General features: G+C 73.6%; 18 protein-coding genes. 8 read left to right on the top strand and 10 right to left on the bottom strand.

The window, feature by feature from the left end; genetic code table 11:
- Window positions 1-69 precede the first annotated feature (69 nt).
- The gene (locus ACFY0I_RS32700; RefSeq protein ID WP_388902507.1) at window positions 70-423 is read right to left on the bottom strand and encodes an SH3 domain-containing protein; all 354 of its coding nucleotides are present in this window, start codon (window positions 421-423) and stop codon (window positions 70-72) included.
- A 351-nt stretch (window positions 424-774) separates the two neighbouring features.
- Between ACFY0I_RS32700 and ACFY0I_RS32695 the strand changes: the two genes are divergently transcribed.
- Window positions 775-1,092, top strand: a complete 318-nt coding sequence (locus ACFY0I_RS32695; protein WP_281204769.1) for a hypothetical protein — start codon at window positions 775-777, stop codon at window positions 1,090-1,092.
- Between the two features lie 59 nt (window positions 1,093-1,151).
- Here the strand turns inward: ACFY0I_RS32695 and ACFY0I_RS32690 are convergent, their stop codons facing one another.
- From ACFY0I_RS32690 to ACFY0I_RS32680, 3 genes are all read right to left on the bottom strand, one after another.
- Window positions 1,152-2,627, bottom strand: coding sequence for a multicopper oxidase family protein (locus tag ACFY0I_RS32690; protein WP_388902505.1), 1,476 nt, complete (start codon window positions 2,625-2,627; stop codon window positions 1,152-1,154).
- A 120-nt stretch (window positions 2,628-2,747) separates the two neighbouring features.
- A complete protein-coding gene (locus tag ACFY0I_RS32685) occupies window positions 2,748-5,084 on the bottom strand; it encodes an FUSC family protein (RefSeq protein ID WP_388902504.1) in 2,337 nt (778 codons plus the stop codon).
- Between the two features lie 811 nt (window positions 5,085-5,895).
- Window positions 5,896-6,267: a hypothetical protein gene (locus tag ACFY0I_RS32680; protein WP_388902502.1), complete on the bottom strand. Its 372-nt coding sequence runs from the start codon at window positions 6,265-6,267 to the stop codon at window positions 5,896-5,898.
- 352 nt (window positions 6,268-6,619) lie between these two features.
- Here ACFY0I_RS32680 and ACFY0I_RS32675 point away from each other — a divergent pair, with 352 nt between their 5' ends.
- From ACFY0I_RS32675 to ACFY0I_RS32665, 3 genes are all read left to right on the top strand, one after another.
- On the top strand, window positions 6,620-6,745 hold the full coding sequence (locus ACFY0I_RS32675) for a hypothetical protein (RefSeq protein ID WP_388902500.1): 126 nt from the start codon (window positions 6,620-6,622) through the stop codon (window positions 6,743-6,745).
- A 122-nt stretch (window positions 6,746-6,867) separates the two neighbouring features.
- Entirely contained in the window at window positions 6,868-8,373 is a 1,506-nt protein-coding gene (locus ACFY0I_RS32670) for an aKG-HExxH-type peptide beta-hydroxylase (RefSeq protein WP_388902498.1), read from the top strand.
- Entirely contained in the window at window positions 8,370-8,561 is a 192-nt protein-coding gene (locus ACFY0I_RS32665; RefSeq protein ID WP_388902496.1) for a DUF2180 family protein, read from the top strand. Before ACFY0I_RS32670 ends, ACFY0I_RS32665 begins: the two co-directional genes overlap by 4 nt.
- 74 nt (window positions 8,562-8,635) lie before the next feature.
- Here ACFY0I_RS32665 and ACFY0I_RS32660 read toward each other — a convergent pair whose 3' ends face one another.
- The 3 genes from ACFY0I_RS32660 to ACFY0I_RS32650 all read right to left on the bottom strand — a co-directional run bounded on the left by ACFY0I_RS32660 (window position 8,636) and on the right by ACFY0I_RS32650 (window position 11,498).
- Window positions 8,636-9,283, bottom strand: coding sequence for a response regulator (locus ACFY0I_RS32660; protein WP_388902495.1), 648 nt, complete (start codon window positions 9,281-9,283; stop codon window positions 8,636-8,638).
- Window positions 9,280-10,557, bottom strand: a complete 1,278-nt coding sequence (locus ACFY0I_RS32655; RefSeq protein WP_388902493.1) for an ATP-binding protein — start codon at window positions 10,555-10,557, stop codon at window positions 9,280-9,282. The genes ACFY0I_RS32660 and ACFY0I_RS32655 overlap by 4 nt, the downstream gene beginning before the upstream one ends.
- Window positions 10,558-10,652: 95 nt before the next feature.
- Window positions 10,653-11,498, bottom strand: a complete 846-nt coding sequence (locus ACFY0I_RS32650; protein ID WP_388902492.1) for a DUF692 family multinuclear iron-containing protein — start codon at window positions 11,496-11,498, stop codon at window positions 10,653-10,655.
- Between the two features lie 218 nt (window positions 11,499-11,716).
- Between ACFY0I_RS32650 and ACFY0I_RS32645 the strand changes: the two genes are divergently transcribed.
- The gene (locus ACFY0I_RS32645; protein ID WP_388902490.1) at window positions 11,717-12,451 is read left to right on the top strand and encodes an aquaporin; all 735 of its coding nucleotides are present in this window, start codon (window positions 11,717-11,719) and stop codon (window positions 12,449-12,451) included.
- 97 nt (window positions 12,452-12,548) lie between these two features.
- Here the strand turns inward: ACFY0I_RS32645 and ACFY0I_RS32640 are convergent, their stop codons facing one another.
- Complete coding sequence (locus ACFY0I_RS32640) at window positions 12,549-13,748, bottom strand: helix-turn-helix domain-containing protein (RefSeq protein ID WP_388902489.1); 1,200 nt, start codon at window positions 13,746-13,748, stop codon at window positions 12,549-12,551.
- Window positions 13,749-13,967: 219 nt separating this feature from the next.
- Between ACFY0I_RS32640 and ACFY0I_RS32635 the strand changes: the two genes are divergently transcribed.
- The 3 genes from ACFY0I_RS32635 (at window position 13,968) to ACFY0I_RS32625 (ending at window position 18,592) form a co-directional block, all read left to right on the top strand.
- Window positions 13,968-15,410: an alkyl sulfatase dimerization domain-containing protein gene (locus tag ACFY0I_RS32635; RefSeq protein WP_388902487.1), complete on the top strand. Its 1,443-nt coding sequence runs from the start codon at window positions 13,968-13,970 to the stop codon at window positions 15,408-15,410.
- Window positions 15,407-16,774, top strand: coding sequence for an MFS transporter (locus ACFY0I_RS32630; RefSeq protein ID WP_388902485.1), 1,368 nt, complete (start codon window positions 15,407-15,409; stop codon window positions 16,772-16,774). Before ACFY0I_RS32635 ends, ACFY0I_RS32630 begins: the two co-directional genes overlap by 4 nt.
- A 519-nt stretch (window positions 16,775-17,293) precedes the next feature.
- On the top strand, window positions 17,294-18,592 hold the full coding sequence (locus ACFY0I_RS32625; protein WP_388902483.1) for a bifunctional 3,4-dihydroxy-2-butanone-4-phosphate synthase/GTP cyclohydrolase II: 1,299 nt from the start codon (window positions 17,294-17,296) through the stop codon (window positions 18,590-18,592).
- 48 nt (window positions 18,593-18,640) lie between these two features.
- Here ACFY0I_RS32625 and ACFY0I_RS32620 read toward each other — a convergent pair whose 3' ends face one another.
- Window positions 18,641-18,937: a hypothetical protein gene (locus tag ACFY0I_RS32620; RefSeq protein WP_388902482.1), complete on the bottom strand. Its 297-nt coding sequence runs from the start codon at window positions 18,935-18,937 to the stop codon at window positions 18,641-18,643.
- A gap of 60 nt (window positions 18,938-18,997) precedes the next feature.
- Entirely contained in the window at window positions 18,998-20,479 is a 1,482-nt protein-coding gene (locus ACFY0I_RS32615; protein WP_388902480.1) for a peptide MFS transporter, read from the bottom strand.
- Window positions 20,480-20,507: the final 28 nt, after the last annotated feature.

Below are 20,507 nucleotides of genomic sequence, written 5' to 3'. Positions count from 1 at the left end.
ACGGCAGGGCTCAGCGGGAATCAGGGGGAATCAGCGGGAATTCAACAGCTGGGAACGCGGGGGCCCCGATCAGCAGGAGCGGACCGGCTGGAGGTTGTGCACGAAGCGCGCCGAGACCCAGCCGTTGTAGCCCTGGATCCGGTACCAGAGAGGGTTGCCGTCCACCCACCCGCCCCGCTTCTGGCAGTTGAGCTGGATGCGCTGGTGCGGACGCAGCACCTTCACGACGTCCGAATACACGGTCGGCTTCTGCCGGACGTGGAGCGGGGCGTCGGAAACCACCTCCCCGACCGGGTAGGCGGCCTTGGGCGCTCCGTGCGCCGCGGGGACGGCTCCGTACGGCCCGGCAGCTCCTGCCGTGGCGGCTCCGGGGCCCAGCAGCACGGCTGCCCCCACCGTGCACACGAGTACCGTTCTCTTCATCCTTGCACCGCTCTCCACGAATCCGTACCGGCACCCGAGGGACCGGCGGCGCCCTTCAGGCCCCCCACGACTATCCGCGCGGACGGCCGTCCCGGAGGCCGGACACGCCCGCCCTCCTCCGGATGGCCGAGGGCCGGGAGGCCCGGGCTCACGACGCGGCCCGCGAACCCGGGGCCACGAACCGCCACCGGCGGCCCCGCGCGGCAACCCCGTCGCAGGCGCGGGTGGGTTTCCTGACAGGCGTCGGCACGGAGGGGGCGAGCAGGTGAAACCCGTCGAATGTCGAATTCGGTGCCAGCGCGCCGACCGGCTTCAACTGCGGCAGGCGCAGGGCGGATTAGGCTCGGCACGATGACGGAGAATGAGATCCAGCTCAAAGCGATCGCCGCGCTCACGGCCATCAGGTCCGGCGCCGACAGCCAGTTCGTCTCCGACCTGCTGGGAGAAGTGATCCCCGCCGAGTTCGTGGTGCCGGTCGACGCCGGCTTGGAGGAGACGGGGCTCGCGGTCCTGCGGCAGGTCTCGCAGCCGCTCAACGCCCTGGTGAACGGCTTCATCCTCGCGTTCGACGTCGTCGCCACGGCCCTCGACGCCGCGGGCCTCGACACGTCCACCGAGGACCTCCTGCAGACCCTCGCCCTGAGCCTGGCGGTCGAGGACACCGAGTGAGAACGCCGGTACGGGCGCGGACCGGTGACAACCCGTCCGCGCCCGCACCGCGCCGGCCGCTAGTTGTCGATCTGGAGCGTGGCCATCATGCCCGCGTCCTCGTGGTTGAGGATGTGGCAGTGCAGGACGGTCCTGCCCGTGTAGTCCAGGAACCGCGACCGGACCACGATGTTGCCCCGGGCCGGGACGTCGACGGTGTCCTGGAACCCGTAATTGACCTCCGGCTTGCCGTTGATGCTCATCACCTGGAAGTCGTTGGTGTGCACGTGGAACGAGTGGACCTCGTCACTGTCGTTGCGGATCGTCCACTCCTCAACCGTGTTGAGCTTGACCCGGAAGTCCGTGCGGTTGTGGTCGAACTGCTTCTTGTTGATGTAGAACTGCGTGCCGTCCGCGTTCTCCGTGAACACGATCGTCTTGCGCCCCGCGACGGTCGCCGTCCCCAGGTCGTCGATCGGCGCGAACGTGGTCGGCAGCGTGGCCGGCTCCACCGGGTCGCCGGAGGTCTCCACCGTCGCCAGGGTCGCCTGCGGGAACTGGTTGCCGGCCTTGCCCGAGTTGTACGGCAGCGTCTGCAACTCGGCGGTGCCGGCCTTGCCGCCCTGCACCAGTACGTCGTAGCGGGCGCCCGCCGGGATCACGATCGAGTCGGCCGAGTAGACCTTGTTCACCGGATAGCCGTCCTGGGCCACGACGTGGAACTTGCTGCCGGGCAGGGCCACCTTGTAGAAGATGTTCGCCCCGATGTTGGCCAGGCGCCACAGCTGCGTCTCCCCCGGCTTGATCCGGATGCGCGGGTTGAGCTGGCCGTTCACGGTGCGGGTGGTCGGCGCGCCCATCTTGAGGTCGGCCGTCTTGATCTGGTCTCCGACGATCTGGAAGTCCTTCAGCGCCACCACGTGCTGGGTGATCCCGTGCAGCTCCGGCGGCAGGTACCGGTCGAGGCCGTCGACCACGATGATGCCCGCCATTCCGCCCGCCGTCTGCGCGGCGGACAGGGTGTGCGGGTGCGGGTGGTACCAGTACGTCCCCGGTTCCAGGCTCTTCGGGAATTGATAGGCGAAGTCGAAGGTCTTTCCCGGTGCGATGTTCAGGAAGATGTTGTCGGAATTCCCGGTCGGTGAAACGTGCATGCCGTGCACATGGAGATTCGTCTGCTGGTCGAGCTTGTTCTCGAAGGAGATCTCCATGCGGTCGCCGGGCCGCAGCCGCAGGGTGGGCGGCATGTACAAGCCGTTGTACGTGAGCGCCCACAGGTTCCGGCCGGCCAGCCGGACCTGCTTGCGCTCGACCACGATGCGTGTCTTGAGCAGGCCGTTCCGGCTGACGACCTGGGCGGGGTCACGGAGGTCCTCCGTGGCCGCGGCGGTCAGCGCGGGTGAGGGCGAGACCGTGGAGGCCGGCGAGGCGGCGGCGGAGGCCGTGGGCGCCGATTGGCCGTGGTCGGTCCGCGCGGTACCGCAGCCCGATGCCAGGGCGAGCGTGCCGAGCAACGAGGCGACCGCGGTCCACCGGGCGAATTGATGTCTTCTCATCCGGACTCCGAGATTTGGTGGGCAGCAGCTCCACGGCCCTGTGGGGCCGCCTTCGGGAGATCATGCCGCTCCGGGACCGGGAATCAATTCAATGACCCGCACTATGAAGGCAAAGGCGGATCATTTCCTCCCGCCGGAATTAATGTCGTACCGGACGGAAATGACCCGACCCATCGCCCGTACGTCGTCGTCCAGGCGCTGGAAGTGCCGCAGGAACCGTACGGTGTCCCGGCCGGCGCCGAGTGCGGCGACGCGCGCCCCGAACTCCGGCCCGAGGACCGCCGTGCGGGGACGGACTCCCGCCGGCGCGGCGGCGGTGCACACGGAGCCGTCGTCCCGGGTGTCGTCGGTACCGCCGGCGACCCGCTCCGTGAGGTGGGCCAGTTTTCCGTTCACGGCGCGTACCGATTCCTCCAGCAGCGGCCCGGCCGGTGACCGGGACCAGGCGCCGGGTTCCATCCGCTCCGCCTCCACCGCGAGCGTCCGCGCATGGTAGGCGCAGGTCTCCAGCAGGCCCATGACCCGGAGCGCCGCGCTGCGGCGGTTGCGGTGCGGCGCGACGGGATGGACCACGGGCGTCACCGAACCGGCCAGCTCCGCGACGGCCCGGTCCAGGGCCCGCACCGCGCGTACCGGGTTCGTCGGCTCCTCCGGGGCCCGCCCGGATCCCGGCCCGGTCACCCTGGCCGCGGTCGCCTCCAGCGCCGCGGCCAGGGCCGCCAGGGCCGCGGCGAACCGGGCGTCGGTCTGCCGTGCGGTCGCCCGGGGCAGGATCGCGACGGCGGCGAGCACCCCGCACAGCACCCCGAACCCGGTCTCCGCCATGCGGATCAGCAGCAGACCGCTGGTGTAGTCCCCGAGCAGGTCGGACAGCAGGGCGATCATCAGCGTGATGAAGCAGGTGGCCACGGTGTACGACAGGGCCGCCGTGTACGCCATGCCGAACACGCAGGCGAGGGTGAGCACGAAGGCCGGCCAGGGATGCCCCGCGAGGCCGGCCGCGGCGACGATGCCGACCAGCATTCCGGCGGCGGTACCGAGCACCCTGCGGTAGCCCTTCAGCGCGATCTCTCCGGTGGTGGAGGTGTTGAAGAAGACCATCCAGCAGGCCAGGACCGCCCAGTACCAGTGGTCGACGGAGATCAGCTGCCCGCCGACCGTGGCGAGGGCCGCGCCGCAGGCCACCTGGACGGCCGCGCGGGTGGTCGGACGGCGCCACCCGGCCGGTCCCGGCGACGCGACCGGGGCGGCCCGCGCCCCGGGGCCCGTACCCGCCCCGGGAACGGCCGCGCCCGGGTCGCGGAAGGCGTCGCGCAGTGCGACGGCGGCCCGCTCGAAGTCCTCCAGGGCCAGGTACGCCTCGGCTCGGACGGGATCGGTACCCGGTGGCACCGCGGAGCGCGGCGACGGCGGCCCACCGGCCAGGAACGGCGCAAGCGCCCGTACCCGCGCCGTCAGCGCGGGCAACGGCGCGGTCGGCGGGGCCGGCGCGAGGGATCCGGAAGGCCGACCGTCGAAAGCGGCGGGGCCCTCGTCGGGCCGCGACACGGCCTCCGGCAGGTGCAACCGGTGCGCGAAATCGGTGGCGGCGGTGCCGCCCTCGACGGACCTCAGCACCATCACCACCATGCGTTCGGCCCGTACGTCGATCTCGGTCATCCGGGACCGGACGAGCTCGGCGACCGGCGGGGGCGCGCACACCTCGACGCTGTCCTGGAGCATGAGGGCGCAGGTGTGCAGGCGCCCCAGCCCGCGCCGCACCGCCCTCAGCCGTGCCTGCGCCCTGGGCCCCGGGGTCCCGTCGCCGACGAGATCGACGAGGGCGGAGGCCAGGTCGGTCAGGCAGGCGCGGACGGACCGCTGGAGCCGTACGAACGACCGGGCCGGGGTCGTCCTCAGCAGTCCGAACCGGACGACCGCCCCGCAGCCGAACGCCACGGCCACGGCCGCCCACAGCCGCGGGAGCTGCGCCGTCGTGAACGTCACGAACTGCATCACGAAGTACATCTGGAAGGCGTTCATGCCCAGCGCGGTGCCGCGGGGACCGTAGCGGCGCACGTACACGGTGACGAACAGCAGGGCCACGAACACCGCGCCGGACACCTCCGGGTACGGCCCCAGTAGGACGGCGACCGTCGCGGAGGCCAGTGCCACCGGCAGGCTCAGGGCGTGCGTGACGGCCTGTTCGCCGGGCAGCGGTCCGGTGAGCACCATCGACCACACCAGGGCCGAGGAACCGGCCGCGACCAGGTACGGGGTGGCGAAGCCGAGGGCCCACAGCACCGCCAGGGTGAGACAGATCGCGACGACGGTGTTGGCGGCCCCCACGAGGCGGACCGAGCCGGGATCGGACGCGTTGAGCGCCTCGCGCACCGCCCGAACCCTCTCGCGCACCGCGCGCGGTCCCGCCCGCGTCGCGCCCGGTGTCTCGTACGCCACGTCGTCCACGTCGTCCACGTCGTCCTTCCCGGCCGCCCCTTCCAGTGAACAGCCGGAGCGGGGCGGGCACCGTTCGGGATGTGCTGCGGGGGTCTACTCGCGGATTGGTCACCGTCGGGTCTTCCACCCGAGTGAGCGGTTGCCGTCGCAGCCGCGCATGCTCCTCATGTCGCGGACTTCCCGAACTTCCGGCCTGCTTGTTCCGTTGTCCTGCCCTGTGCACGCGACCGACCCTACGAAGTCCATCGGCTCCTGTGAGCCCTCGTTCGGTCGGCGCACCGATGCGGCGTCGTTCCTCCGATCGGTCCCCCCGCACCGAACCCCTCGACCACCCGGACCGACGACGCCCGGTCCACGGCGCGCCTTCGTCCGGCTGGTCATCCGTTCGTATGACCGGTCCGAGCCCCGTCGCTCCTAACGTCGTAGGAAGAACCCCCACCGAGAGGAGCACGACGATGGTGAAGACCAATACGACCCCCGTCACGGGTCGTGGCGCACCGCTGGGAATCGAGCTGGTCCCCGCGGCCGCCCGCCGGTACGCCGAACCGATGACGCGCTGTATCTCCTGCGCGGGCCCCCCGCCCCCGCCCCCGGGCTGCAGCACCCGCGTCCGGTTCTGACGGACGGGCGAACGAACGGTCGACGGAGGCCGGACCCCGACGAGGGGTTCGGCCTCCGCTCCGACTTCCCCACCCGCCGGGCACCCCCCGGCGGGTTCCGTCACGCACGCGTCCGGACACCTCGCCCCGACCGCGCCCGGTCCGCCTTCGCCGGCACGACCGAGGGGCCCGGAGCCTCGTACGGCTCCGGGCCCCTCGGCGGGACGCCGTCAGGCCACGGACTTCTCACCGGCGGGAAGGGAGCTGATCGCCTTCTCGGTCGGCAGGGACCTGATCGCCTTCTCGGAACGCAGCGAGCCGATCGCCTTCTCCGAGGGGAGAGCGTTGATGGCCTTCTCCGACGGCAGGGCGCTGATCGCCTTCTCCGTCGGCAGGGTCCTGATGGCCTTCTCGGTCGGCAGCGCCGTGATGGCCTTCTCCGTCGGGATCCGGTGTGCGGCGGTGGCGACGGCCGGGTGCTTGCCTCCCGACGCCTGCAACTGCGGCCCGGTGTCGGCCTGGGCGGTGAAGGCGGTGACTCCGGTCAGGGCGAGCACGCCGGCGGTCAGGCCGGCGGCGGTGAGGGCACGGGTGGAAAGCATGGTCTGGTCCTCCAGCGGTTTCGGGGATTCGGGGGATGTGGGGATCGCGGGGACAACGGGGATGCAGCGCGGTGACGGTTCCTGTGCGGTCCCGGGGAGGGGGTGTCCCGAGCGCCGGGTTCCAGTGAAAGCCGGGGCGCCCGGGCGTCGCGTCCCTCGATCGGTCACCGGGTGGAGGAACGGCGGCGGCCGGCCGGACCGCGAGCCGTCGTACCGCCAACGGGCGGACCGGGTGCGTCGGCGCGTCATCCCCGCCGCCCGCCGAACGGATGACGAGCGGGGACGGCCGCGCTGCCTAGCGTGAAGGCGCGGTGGATCCACCGTCCCATCCCCCTCCGACGAAGGAAGCGCCATGCCCACCTCACACGTCGCCCCGCCCCGCCTGACCGCACCGCTGCTGGACCTCCCCGAGGTCAACTCCGACCTCGCCGAGGAGCGCGACTGGATCCCGCCGCTGGTCGCGCCGGCGGCCCGGTGACCGGGGGCGGTCCCCGGGCCGGCGTCCTCGCCGGTCCGGGGACCGCCCGCCGAAGCCGGAACCCCCGACCCGACCCCGCTCCCCCTTCCCCTCCCACTCCCCCGCACAGCAAGGTGAATCGCATGCCCCGGAACCTCACGGAGATCGACCGGAACCTCGGTACCGACCCGCGGTTCGGCTCCGCCGACACCATCGACGACCGCAACACCGCCCGGTTCCGCGTCGGGTTGCGGATCCTGGCAGGCCGTCATCCGCGCCACGCGGCGGAGTTCGGCCGCGTCGGGCGGCTGCCGACCGCCGACCTGCGGCGCCTCCTGTGCGATCCGGTGCTCCGCAACGCCTTCGAACGCGATCTCGCCGTGGCCCTGAGTCGGCCCGGGGAGCCGAGCACCCTGGCCCTGATGCTCCGGCAGGCGGGCTCCGTCGCCGACGGACTCGGCCCCTGCGAAGGGCTCATGGACACCCACCACCAGCCGTGGCCGGCCCTCGGACCGGCCTGGGTGTGGACGTCCAGCCTGCCGGAGGAGGCACACCCGCTGCTCACCGCGCTCGGGCGGCGGCGCGACGACGTCTTCGAGGAGATGGGTGTCAGCCGCCGGGTCGAGCCCGACGACCAGGCCCTGGCCGCGCTGTCGCGGGGCGCCGAGCTGCTCGCCGAACTGCTGCCCCACACCGGGGCGGGAGCGCTGCGGCACGTCGCGCTGGTCGGGTTCGCCGAGGGCGAGGACGAGGACGGCAGCGTGCACTCCTTCGCCTGTGGCGACCGGCTGCCCTCCGCGCTCTTCCTGTCGCCCCACGCGCTGACCGACCCGTGGAAGGCCGCCGAGCTCCTGTTCCACGAGTCGCTGCACCTCAAGATGTTCGACATCATGCGCACCGGCGCCCTGGTCTCGGACATCGGCCGGATGACGGGGACACCGCCCTGGCGGGTGGTGGACTGGAACCTGCGCCGGGTCTACAGCTCCCTGCACGTCTACGCCCACATGGTGCTGTTCTTCGCCGCCGCGGCCGACGCCCCGGCGGACCTGCGGCGCCGCTTCGGGGAGCCGCCCGCCCGCGAGTCGGTCGGTGCCTGCACGCCGGGCAGCGTGGCCGCGGCGGAGGGTACGTACGCGACCAGCGAGGAACGCACCCGGTACCTGGCCTGTCAGGCGCTGCACGCCCACGGCGACGCGCTGACCTCGGACGGCCGGGCCATGGTCGTGCGGCTCCTCGACGCCGTGGCGCCGCTCGTCCCCGGGCTGCCGCCCACGGACCGGCAGCCGGAATCCCCTGCGCCCCGATCGGCGCCCGAGTCCGCGGTCCTCGCGCACCCGGACGGCTACCAGCAGCGCCGGCCGATCACGGTCCTGCCGATCCAGGAGCAGGGCACGCTGCTGGCCGTCGCCCCCGGATCGAGCCGGATGGTGTGGCTGAACGCGCACGCCTGGTTCGTCTTCGCCCTGTGCGACGGCCGGGACCTGCGGGCCATGGAGGCGGCGTACCTGCGGAAGGCGCCGGGCGGGCCGTCCGGTCTGGGGAACGCCCTCGACGCCCTGCTGTCCGCCGGCCTGATCTCCCCCAACGCCATGCCCGCCACCGCTCCGGCCTCCGCCGGATCCCGTCCGATCGAGGAAGTAGCGCGATGAACTGTCACATCTGCCGGAAGGACTCCGGACAGCACCGGTCCGCCGAGGCCGTGTGCCGCGTGTGCGGCGCGGCCGTCTGCGAGGCGCACGTCCGCGTGGCGCGCCGCGAACTGACCCAGGCCCGGGGCATGGGGACGAGCAGTGTCCGCGTCGTCACCGCCATGCACTGCGCGAGCTGCGGCGGCTGAGGAACCACGGCGGCCCGACGCCACCGGCCCCCGGGACGGAATCGTCCGGGGGCCGGTCGCATGCGCGGGGCCGGTCACTCCAGCATGTGCGTCCGCATCGCCTTCGCGACCGCCGCGCCTCGGTCGGAGACGCCGAGCTTCTCGTACAGCCTGCGGATGTGCGTCTTGACGGTGGTGGGGGCCAGGTAGAGCTCCTTGGCCATGTCGGGGACCGACAGGCCCTGCGCGATCATCTGGAGGACCTGCCGCTCGCGGGCGCTGAGCAGCGGTTCCTCCGACCGGGCCCGCAGTCGGACTTCCGAGGCCAGGCCGGTGACGAGTTCCGGGTGCAGTACGTTCTCGCCCTTGGCGCAGGCCATCACCGCCGCGATGATGTCGTCGCGGTCGGACTCCTTGGAGAGGTAGCCCGCTGCTCCCTCCTGCACCGCCCGGTACACCACGTCGCTCTCGGTCGAAGCCGACAGGAGCAGCACGCGGGTCGCGAGCTCGTCCCGGGCGACGGCGTGCGCGACCTCCAGGCCGTCCAGCTCGGGCATGCGGTAGTCGAGCAGGGCCACGGCCGGCAGGTGTTCGCGGATCGCCTCCAGGGCGCTGCGCCCGTCGCCGACCGCCGCCACCACCTCCACCCGGCCGCTGCCGTTGAGCGCCGAGACGATGCCGTCCCGGTACACCGGGTGGTCGTCGCCGACCACGACCCGCACCCTGGGCTGTCCGTAGGTCATGGTGCCTCCACATCGGCGCGGTCCGGCTCGGGCAGGGTGACGCGCACCCAGGTGCCCCTTTCGGTGGGGACCAGCTCCATGCGGCCTCCGAGGGCCTCCACCCGTGCCCGCTGGCTGGCGAGCCCGATGTGTCCCTCGGCTAGCCGGTCGGCGCGTACCTCCGCGTCCATGCCGACCCCGTCGTCCCTCACCTCAAGAATCACCGCTGCTCCGGTGTCCCGCAGCCCCACGCGGACGTGCTCGGCCGCGGAGTGGCGTTCGACGTTGGCCAGCAGCTCCCGTGCCACGCCGAAGGCGACCGGGTCGACGCCGTGGCGCCCCGGGTAGTCCAGCTCGCACTCCACGGTGATTCCGGTCCGCTCCGAGGTCGTCCGGGCGAGGGACCGCACCGCCGACGCCAGCCCGGCCTGTTCCAGTACCGACGGGTGGAGGGTGACGCTGACCTGCCGCAGTTCCTGCGATACGACCCCGAGCAGCTCGAAGGCCCGTTCGACCAGGTCCGGGGCTCCGTCCGGGGCCTTGCGGGCCTGCCCGAGGTCCTGGCGGACGGCCAGTACGGTCTGCAACGGCCCGTCGTGCACGGACTCGGCGACGGTGCGGCGCTCGCGCGCCTCGGCGGACACCACGTCCCGCAGCAGGATCGACCGGCTGATGGTGAGGGCGGCGACCCGCTCCAGCCGGCGGTCCTGCACCCGGGACACGGCCATCGCCACCACGCAGAGCAGGATCAGCATCGCGAGCAGCGTCAGGCCCTCGGGTCCGGTCAGCTCCCGGCGGAAGGCCGAATCGGTCAGTACGGAGCCGCCGGCGGCGATGGCGGCGACGGACAGGAGCAGCGCCCGCCGGCCGGGGTGGGTGGCCGTGAAGAACGGCAGGAACGCCAACAGGCCCAGGGAGAGGTAGCTGCCGATGGACAGGAACTGCAGGGCGGACACCGCGGCCACGTCGACGATCGCCATGGGGGCCAACCGGCGGATGCGCTGGGCCCGCTCGGGGCGGTGCCGCCACATCCACCAGGTGAGGACGGACAGCAGCCCGTACCCGCCGACCAGCGCGAACTGCGCGGGCCACTGGTCCGGCGGCGTGCCCGCCCAGGCCACGAGCGCCATGACGCCCACCAGGGCGAGCCGCAGGATGCTGCGCAGCCGCTGGGCCTGCCGGTCGAAGTCGAGGTAGATGTCCGCGACCGCCCGGGCCCCGGGAGCATCCGGCTCCACCGGCGGCCAGTGTCCGACCGCGCGTTTCGCTGCCATGTCGCTGCCGCTGTGGCGCACACGCCCAGTTTAGGTACCTTCGTACGGATCCTGCCGTGCGTGGGGTCCGTGCCCTGCCGGCGGCGCGGGGCGGGTGGGGGACGTCGCCGGCGCGCTCAGCGCGGGACCGCTCCGGCGGCGTTCAGGATCCCGCGGGCCCGGCTGAGTTCGGCGCTCAGTTCGCCGAAGTCGTCGGGGAAGTCCTGGTCGCGTTCGACGAGGGTGGCGCGCACCGACGGCGTGCGGTTCACGAGTCGGCCCAGCAGGTGCCACACCGCTTCGGGTACGGGGGCACTGTGCGTGTCGGTGGCCATGTGGTCCTCGTCGCCCTCGGTCCCGCCCGCGAGGTGCACCTGGACGACGCGTTCGAGCGGAATCGTGCCCAGGAACTGCTCTGCGTCGTAGCCGTGGTTGCGGGAGTTGATGTCGAGGTTGGTGAGGTCGAGCAGCAGGCCGCAGTCGCAGTGCTCCATCACTTCGGTGATGAACTGGGCCTCGGTCAGGGGCGACGGCAGGTCCAGGTAGTAGGTGATGTTCTCCAGGAGGAGCGGGACTCCGACGGCGTCCTGCACCCGTTGCGCGCGGCGTCCCACGTCCGCCGCGATGCCCCGCAGTCGGGGCAGCGGCACGAGCGTGCCCAGGGATATTCCGCCGGCCCGGGTGAAGCAGAGGTGGTCGCTGAACCAGGGCGCGTCGATTTCGGCCACCAGGGCCGCCAGCGCGTCGACGTAGCCGGTCGCCGGTTCCTCGGGGGCGCCGAGCGACAGTTCCAGTCCGTGCGGCACGAGCCGGTGGTGCCGCCTGAGTTGACGGAGGCTTTCGCGTGCGTCGGGCGGGGCGTCCAGGTAGTGCTCGGTGATGATTTCCAGCCAGTCGGCGGCCTCGGGGCAGGCGTCGATCTCCGCCGAGATCTCGGTGCGGTAGCCGAGACCGGAGCCGAGGTACGGAAGGTCGGCAAGCATTCCTGGTCCTCCTGTCCGTGGGACGGGCACCGGGGAACCGGCGCTGACGCCACGCTAGGGCGGGCCGGGAACGGGGCCTGTCGTGCGTTCGGATGAGGCGGTGGCGGAACGGGCCGTCGCCCGCGCGGACCGCCGGGAGGACACCGCCCCGGCGCTCCCCCGGGAACAGTCGAGGCAGCACACCGTCCATCCACTGCCGCGTCACGGAGCTCACCACGATGAACAGAGCTTGCCTTTCCGAGTTCGCCGGAACCGCCCTGCTGGTCTTCTTCGGCGTCGGGGCCGCCGCCCTCGGCGCCCCCGTCATCGGGCCGACCGGCGTCGCCCTCGTCTTCGGTCTGGTCCTCGTCGGACTGGCCTACGCCCTGGGCCCGGTCTCCGGCGCCCACCTCAACCCCGCCGTCACCCTCGGCATGCTGTTGGCCCGGCGGATCGGCCCCCGTACGGCGGCGGCGTACGCGGTGGCCCAACTGGCCGGCGGCGTCGTCGGCGCGGCCGTCCTGTACGCGCTGGCGCACACCGTTCCCGGGGTCGTCACGCACGGGGCCTTCGGGTCCAACGGCTGGGGCGTCCGCTCCGAGGTGGGCATCAGCGGCGCCGGCGCCTTCCTCACCGAAACCGTCCTCACCCTGCTGCTCGTCCTGGTCGTGCTCGGCGTCACCCGCCGGACCGCCGCGCCGGGGGTCGGTGGCGCCGCCGCGGGGCTCACCCTGGCCGCCGTGGTCTTCGTCGGCTTCCCGCTGACCGGCACCGGGGTGAATCCGGCGCGCAGCCTCGGCCCCGCCCTGTTCGCCGGCGGACCGGCCCTGTCCCAGCTGTGGCTGTTCCTGCTGGCCCCGCTGGTGGGCGGCGCCCTCGCCGCGGGCATCGACCGGCTGCTCCACCCGGTGGGCGTCGCCGCCCTCCGGTCCGCGGAGCCCCTCCGGGGGAAGCTGGAGGTCCCGGCGGCCTGACCTCGGGCCCGTGTCCACCGGTACGCACCACGAAGGTCCCGCCCCCCGGCGCCGGGGGGCGGGACCTTCGACGGCCCGGTGCGCGGACGGCCGGGGCTCAGCGCGCCGGCGCCTCGCGGAGCAGTTGCGCGGCCAGGGCCAGCGCGGTGCCGTGCGGCGAGGACAGGTCGAGGCCGGTCAGGGCCGCCAGCCGGGTCAGCCGCTTGTCCACGGTGTTGGGGTGGACCCCGAGCGCCGAGGCGGTGGAGCGGCGGTCCAGGCACAGCTCCAGATGGGTCCGCAGGGTCGCCAGCAGCTCGGGCCGGTCGGCCACCGGATCGAGCAGCGCGGCGATCCGGTCGCCGCTGGGGCCGGGCCGCGACAGGTGGAACTCCAGCAGGACGTCGTCCAGCCGGTGCACCGTGCCCGCCGGCAGCCCCCGGGCCCGCGCGATCCGGACGATCTCCCCCGCCGTCCGGGACGCCTCCGGGATCCCGGAGGCGTCGCGGGCGACGGCCGCCGCCACCCGTACCGGCGCCCCGTACCCCTCCTCCAGCAGCCGGGGCAGGTCCTCGGGCACCTCCTCGCACCCGGCGACGAGGGCCTGGCCCCAGGCTCCGCCCCCGTCCGGCGCCTCGTCCGTCAGGGCCGGTACGTCCGCTCCGAAGGCCGACTGGAGGGCGGCGCGGATCCGACGCTGCCGGCGCCGCTCGGCGACGGGACCGTCCGGGGCGTCCGCCCGCCCGGCGCGGAAGGCGAGGAGCAGCAGCGGGCCGTCCAGGACGAGCCCGGCGCGCCGTGCCTCGTCCGGATCGAGCACGCCGTGCAGCAGTGCGCGCACCAGCCGGATCCGGTCCGTCCGACGGGCGGCCTCCAGGGCGTCCCGCTGCTGGAGGTAGTGCTGCGTGACCGCTCCGACGACCTCGGTCTGGGATCGGAACAGCAGGTCGACCAGCTCGGCGAGGGCCGATCCCTCGTCCGGCCCGGCCTCCTCGCGCATCACCTGCCACAGGCCGTACACGCCCAGGGCGTAGGTACGGAGCAGCAGGTCGAGCGGCACCCCTTCCTCGGCGCGCTGCGCGGCCCGCTCCCGGAACAGCCGGTACCCGTCGGGGGCGGGGGGCGGGGAGATCACGCCACGGAGGAAGAGGCGCACCCCGTGGCGTACGGTCGCCGCGATCTCCAGGTCCTTGACGTCCGCGGGCAGGGTGCCGTAGCCCGGTACGCTCTCGAAGAACTCCCTGCTCATCCGCCGCGCAAGGGCGTTGGTCCGGGATTCGCAGCGCACGGCCAATGCGCGGGCGGAGTCGGAAACCACGCGTCCCCCCGAGTCGCGAGATGTGACCCGTCACCCTAATGGCCGTGGCCGGGTGTGACGAGGGCCGGTGTCGCCGACCGGCCGGCGCGCCCAGACTCGGCTCCCGGGGCGCCGCTCCGGCACCACCCCCGACCGGCGCGGCGCCCCGACCACCCCGCCCGGCCCGCTGGTTCGGAGCGGACCACCCCCACCCGACCGGACCGTTGAGGAGCCCCGCGCATGACCGCACCCTCCGCACCCGCTTCCCCGGAGCCGCCCACCGGCCGTACGACGCACGAACGGTCGCGGGAGTACCTCGCGTACGCCGACCGGGTGTGGCACGGCAAGGCGGACCTCGGCGCCCACCTGGCCGGGGAGTTCACCGGGAACCGGCTGGTCCTGGTGGCCGCCGACATCGGCTTCTACCCCGGGTTCGCCAACTCGATGGCCTTCGACACGGGCGAGGGTCTGGTCCTGGTGGACTCCGGCGACGTGATCACCGCCGCGGACCGGCACGCCGCGGTGCGCGCGTTCTCGGCCGACCCGGTGCACGCCGTCGTGCTCACCCACGGCCACGTCGACCACGTCGGCGGTCTCGCGCCCTTCGACGCCGAGGACGGGCGCCCCGAAGTCGTCGCCCACGAGGCGCTCGCCGCCCGCTTCGACCGCTACCGGCGGACCGCGGGCTACAACACGTGGATCAACCGCCGCCAGTTCGGCGTCCCGTGGCTGGAGTGGCCCACCGACTACCGCTACCCCGACACCACCTACCGCGACCGGTTCACCCTGCGCCGGGGCCGCCTCACCTTCGAGCTCGTGCACGCCCGCGGCGAGACCGACGACCACACCTGGGTCTGGGTGCCCGAGGCCCGGACGTTGTGCACCGGCGACCTGTTCATCTGGCACGCCCCCAACGCCGGGAACCCGCAGAAGGTTCAGCGCCACCCCGAGGAATGGGCCCGCGCCCTGCGGGACATGGCGTCCCTGGGGGCCGAACTCCTGCTCCCCGGCCACGGCGTACCGATCGTCGGGGCCGAGCGGATCCATCGGGCCCTCACGGACACGGCCCGACTGCTGGAGACCCTGTGCGACCAGACGCGCGCACTGATGAACGAGGGCCACCGGCTGGACACCGTGGTCCAACGGGTACGCGTCCCTGCCGAGTTGCTCGCCCGGCCCTATCTGCATCCCGGGTACGACGAGCCGGAGTTCGTGGTCCGCAACCTGTGGCGGCTGTGGGGCGGCTGGTACGACCTGAACCCGGCCCACCTCAAGCCCGCCCCGGAGGCGGAGGTCGCCGCCGAGCTGGCCGCCGCCGCGGGCGGCGCCCGCGCGCTGGCCGACCGGGCCGTGCGGCTGCTGGAACAGGGGCGGCTGCGGCTGGCGTCGCACCTGGCCGAGACGGCCGCCCTCGCCGCGCCGGAGGACGCCGCGGTGGCCCGGATCCGGGCCCGCGTCTACACCCATCGGGCGGGCGCCGAGCAGTCGACGATGGCCCGAGGCATCTTCGCCTGGGCCGCCGCCGAGTCCGCCGCGCAGGCCGAGGGGACGGACGTGGCGACCGAGCTGGCCCGGACGCCCCAGGGGGCACGACGCGCGGCGGGCCGGATCGGCGTGGGCCTGACCGACGGGGCCGAAGCGACCCCCGACGCCGATGGCGGTACGGACGGCACCCCGGCATGACGCCCGGTGCCGGCGGGCCGTCCGGCGGCGCTCCCGCGTCGCCCGGGGCCTGGGCCACCGCCTGGATGCTGCTGCTGTTCATGGTCGTCAACTTCGCCGACAAGGCGGTACTGGGCCTGGCCGGGCCCGAGATCATGCGCGAACTCGGACTGAACCGGGAGGAGTTCGGCGCCGCCCAGGCCGCGTTCTTCGCCCTCTTCTCGCTCTCGGCGATCGGCGTCTCGCTGCTCACCCGCAGGGTGGGCACCACCGTCCTGCTGCTGGTGATGGCAGTGGCCTGGTCGGCGGCCCAGCTGCCGATGCTGGCCGCGGCCGCCGGCTTCGGGACGCTGATCGCCACCCGAATACTCCTCGGCGCGGCGGAGGGCCCGGCAGCCCCGGTCGCCGTGCACCACCTCTACGGCTGGTTCCCGCAGCGCGAACGCACCCTGCCGACGGCCGTCCTGTTGGTCGGCGCGGCCGTCGGCGTCGCGGTCGCGGCCCCCGCCCTGTCCCTGGTGATCGCCCGGTGGGGATGGCGCTGGGCGTTCGGCGCCGTCGGCCTCGCGGGCCTCCTCTGGGCCGCCCTGTGGGCGGTGCGGGGCGCCGACGGACCGCTCGCGCCGCGGCCCGACCGCGCCACGGGCCGCGGTCCCGCCGCCGGGACCGACCCCGCTGAGCCGTCGCCGCGTCGGATCCTGCTGTCCCCCACCGTCCTGGCCGGGAGCTTCGGCTGCTTCGCCGCCTACTGGCTGATGAGCTCGCAGCTGACCTGGGTCCCGGACTACCTGCACACCGCCTTGGGCTGGGACGCGCACCAGGTCGGTGTCGCCGTGGCCACCGGGGCTCTGGCCAACGCCGCGGTCCTGCTCGGCCACGGCGCGCTGAGCCGGCGCCCGGCCCGCCCCGGACGCCGACGCCTGCCGCCCGGGGCGGGCGCGGGCCTGCTGATGGTCTGCTCCGCGGCGGCGGTCGCGGTGTTCGCCGCCGCGCAGGTCCTGTGGCTGAAGCTGCCGATGATGCTGGGCATGGGCCTGTCCATGGTGATGATGACGGTCGGCCAGACCGCCTGCGGCCGCATCACGACGCCCCGCGTGCGGGGCGTCGTCCTGGGCACGGTGGTCGGCGTGTCCTCGCTGGGCGGGGTGTTGTCCCCGGTGCTCCTGGGTCGGGTGGTGGACGCGGCGCCGACCGCGGTGGCGGGTTACGCGCACGCCTGGTTCCTGACCTCCGCGCTGCTGGCCGTCGCGGGCCTGGTCACCGCGCTGTTCCTGCGCCCCGAACGGGACGCGCGGCGGCTGGGCGTGCCGGATCCGGAGTCGCCCGCCGTGGTCGCCGCACCCTCGGGCCGACCGCCGCGCGCCGGTCCGGCAGGGACCCCGTAGGGCCCGGGCGGACGAGGGGAGGCGGGGGCGCGGGGCGGCGGGGCGGCGGGGGCAGGGAGGCGACGGGGCCGCAGGGACGTCCCGGCGGCGGCCGACCGGTCCCCGGGCCGGCGATCGGTGGCGCCGTCCACCCGCCGGCGCCACCGCCGCCGGCCACGGAGCGCGGCCGCGGGCGGGCCCGTCGGGCCGATCAGGCACGCCCGCGGTCGCTCCGCGGGGCCCGCGCGGCCACCGGCCGCCTCCCGGTGCGGAGAGGACCGCCCCGCAGGGCCGCGTGAGAAGGCGCACGGGCGTCGTCCCCCCACGGACCTCCCGCGCGCTCCGCCCGCGCCACGGCGCGCCCGGCACCCTGCCGCCGATCGCGACCACTCACATCCACCGGCGGCCGGACCACTCGGCGCCCACCCCGCGCTCACCCGATCGCAGGACACGGGCCCCGTGCTCGAGATGGCCTACTCGGAGAAACCCCCACGTCCGCCAGCGGGGCGGCGTCGGGCCGAAGGCCGGAGGGCCCCAGCCATGACCAGTACTCCCACCACCGCCACCGGTGCCGCCGGCCGCTCCCGCGGTCCGCAGGCCGCCCGGGGCGTCCTCGACTCCGTCGAGCACGCCGTCCGGGAGATCGCCGCGGGCCGCCCCGTGATCGTCGTCGACGACGAGAACCGGGAGAACGAGGGCGACCTGGTCTTCTCGGCCGCGCTCGCCACGCCCGCCCTGATGGCCTTCACGGTCCGCCACACCTCCGGTGTCATCTGCGCCCCCATGCCGGCGGACGACCTCGACCGCCTGCGGCTGCCCCCGATGACCGCGGTCAACGAGGACCCGAAGGGCACCGCCTACTCGGTGTCCACCGACGCCCGTGACGGCATCACCACCGGCATCTCCGCCGCCGACCGGGCCCGTACCGTACGTCTCCTCGCCGATCCCGCCACCGGGCCGGACGAACTCACCCGCCCGGGGCACGTGTTCCCGCTGCGGGCCGTCGCGGGCGGGGTGCTCGTCCGGCCGGGACACACCGAGGCCTCCGTGGACCTGATGCGCCTGGCCGGTCTGCCGCCCGTCGGCGTGATAGCGGAGGTCGTCAACGAGGACGGGACCATGGCCCGGTTGCCGCAACTGCTGGTGCTGGCCGCCGAGCACGCTCTCGCGGTCATCTCGATCGAGGACCTCGCCGCGTACCGGCGCCGGACGGAACCCGCGGTGGAACGCGTCGCGACCGTCGCCCTGCCCACGGCCTTCGGCGAGTTCACCGCGGTCGCCTACCGGGCCACCGGCACGGACTCCGAGTACGTCGCCCTGGTCGCGGGAGGTCTCGACGAGCACGGCGAACTGGCCGGAGCCGACGCCGACGTACCCGTCCGACTGCACTCCGCCTGCCTGACCGGGGACGTCTTCGGCTCGCTGCGCTGCGACTGCGGCCCGCAACTGGACGAGGCCCTGCGGCGGATCGCCCGGCACGGGCGGGGCGTGGTCCTCTATCTGCCCGACCACGAGGGCCGTGGCATCGGCCTGGTGCAGAAGCTGCGCGCCTACGAACTCCAGGAGGCGGGCCGCGACACCGTGGACGCGAACCTGGACCTCGGTCTGCCGGCCGACGCGCGGGACTACGGGGTGGCCGCGGACGTCCTGAAGGACCTGGGCGTCCACGCGTGCCGGCTGCTGACGAACAACCCCGCCAAGACGGCGTCCCTGGCCGCCCACGGCGTGCGCGTCGGTCGTACGGAGCCGCTCGCCGCGCCCGCCGGCGACCACAACATTCGCTACCTGGTCACCAAGCGGGACCGGATGGGCCACGACCTGCCCTGGCTGGTCTCGTAGCCACCTGCCCGCGACGCACCGGCGCGGCCGGTGCGACGCCGGTGGTGCTCAGGTGTCGCGGTCGCAGGCCGCGCAGATCACCGCGCCGCTGATGGGCGGCCACCAGGACTCGCCGGCCTCCCCGGGCCGGTCGCCCGGTGCGGGGCGCAGGTCGGCGGTGCTCATGCCGCACAGGGTGAGCGGTCCGGGGAGCGTTCCGGAGTCGTCGATCTCGGCGGCGTGCACCGTGCCGATCCGGTCGGGGCCGGTGCGGTCCCTCGCGATTCCGTCCGTGAAGACCTCGTCCGTGAGGGTTGCGTCCGTGCCGCTGGAGCGCACCTCGTAGACCGCCGCGTATCCGTTCACGCGCCCCACGCTAGGCGGTGCCGGTCGCTCCCGCTCCCCGACCGGACGGAGCAGGGGCCGTCAGTGGTGCCCGAGGAAGCGGGCGGCCACGGCCTTGCGGGCCAGCAGCACGGCCACGCCCGCCCCGACGGCGACCAGCACCTCCACCGCCACGACCGGGAGGCCGTTCAGGTTCGCCCCGGCGATGGCGGCGAGCGAGGTGGCGCAGTCGCCGGCGGTCACCGCGAGGAACCAGACGCCCATCATCTGGCTGCCGTACTTCTCCGGCGCGAGTTTCGTCGTCGCCGACAGGCCCACCGGCGACAGGCACAGCTCGCCCAGGGTCTGGATCAGGAAGATGAGGGCCAGCCAGAGCGGGGTGACCTGGGCTCCGCCCTCCGCCGCTGCCAGGGCCAGCAGGAACACCGCGAAGGACAGTCCCACCAGGATGAGTCCCATGCCGAACTTGGCCGGTGTGGACGGCTCGCGGTCGCGGCGGGCCAGCCACTGCCACAGCCAGGCGAACACCGGGCCGAGCAACATGATGAACAGCGGGTTCAGCGACTGGAACCAGCTGGAGGGGAAGTCGTAGCCGAACAACGTGGTGTCGGTGTTCTCGTCGGCGAAGATGTTGAGGGTGGAGCCGCCCTGGTCGTAGACCATCCAGAAGACGGCCGCCGCGACGAACAGCCAGATGTAGCCCGACACCCGGGACTTCTCGGCCGGGGTCAGTTCCGGGTCCCGCCGGATCCGCGTGAGCGTCCACGCCGGGAAGACCAGCCCCAGCACGGTGAGCGGGACCATCACCCAGTTCAGGGTGTAGTGCCCGGAGAGGCCGACGACGAGGTAGAAGACGACCGGTACGAGCAGCCAGAGCAGCCCCTTGCGCAGCATGGCCCGCCGATCGGCCGCGCCCATCGGGGAGGGGACGAGGTCGCTGTGCGGGCTCAGCGAGCGCCGGCCCAGCAGGTACTGGGCCAGCCCCAGGGCCATGCCCACGCCGGCCACCGCGAACCCGAGGTGGTAGCTGACCTTCTGGCCGATCGTGCCGATGACCAACGGGGCGAAGAAGGCACCGAGGTTGATGCCCATGTAGAAGATCGTGAAGGCGCTGTCCCGGCGCTCCTCCAGCGGCCCCTGGTAGAGGTGGCCGACCATCGTCGAGATGTTGGCCTTCACCAGGCCCGAGCCGACCGCGACGAAGAACAGGCCGGCGAAGAAGAACGCGGTGGTGGGCACGGCCAGCAGGAAGTGCCCGATCATGATGATCACGCAGGCGGTCGTGACGGACCGCCGCGGCCCGAGGAAGCGGTCGGAGACCCAACCCCCGGGCAGTGTCAGCAGGTACACCATGGAGACGTACACGCTGTAGATCGCCACCGCCGTGCCGGTGGAGTAGCCGAGGCCGCCCTCGGCGACCGGAGCCGCCAGGTAGACGGCCAGCAGGGCGCGCATTCCGTAGTAGCTGAACCGCTCCCACATCTCGGTGAGGAACAGCGTCGCGAGTCCTCGTGGATGTCCGAAGAACGTCCGCGGTTCGACTTCCCGGGCCTCTGTGCCCACGGTGCCCCCGTACTCCTGGTTCCGGCCT

Origin of the sequence: Streptomyces sp. NPDC001568, from assembly GCF_042893755.1 — a bacterium.
In the GTDB taxonomy this organism is placed as follows: Bacteria; Actinomycetota; Actinomycetes; order Streptomycetales; family Streptomycetaceae; genus Streptomyces.
The sequence above is the reverse complement of the archived record's forward strand: the minus strand, read 5'-3'. Positions and strand labels throughout refer to the sequence as shown.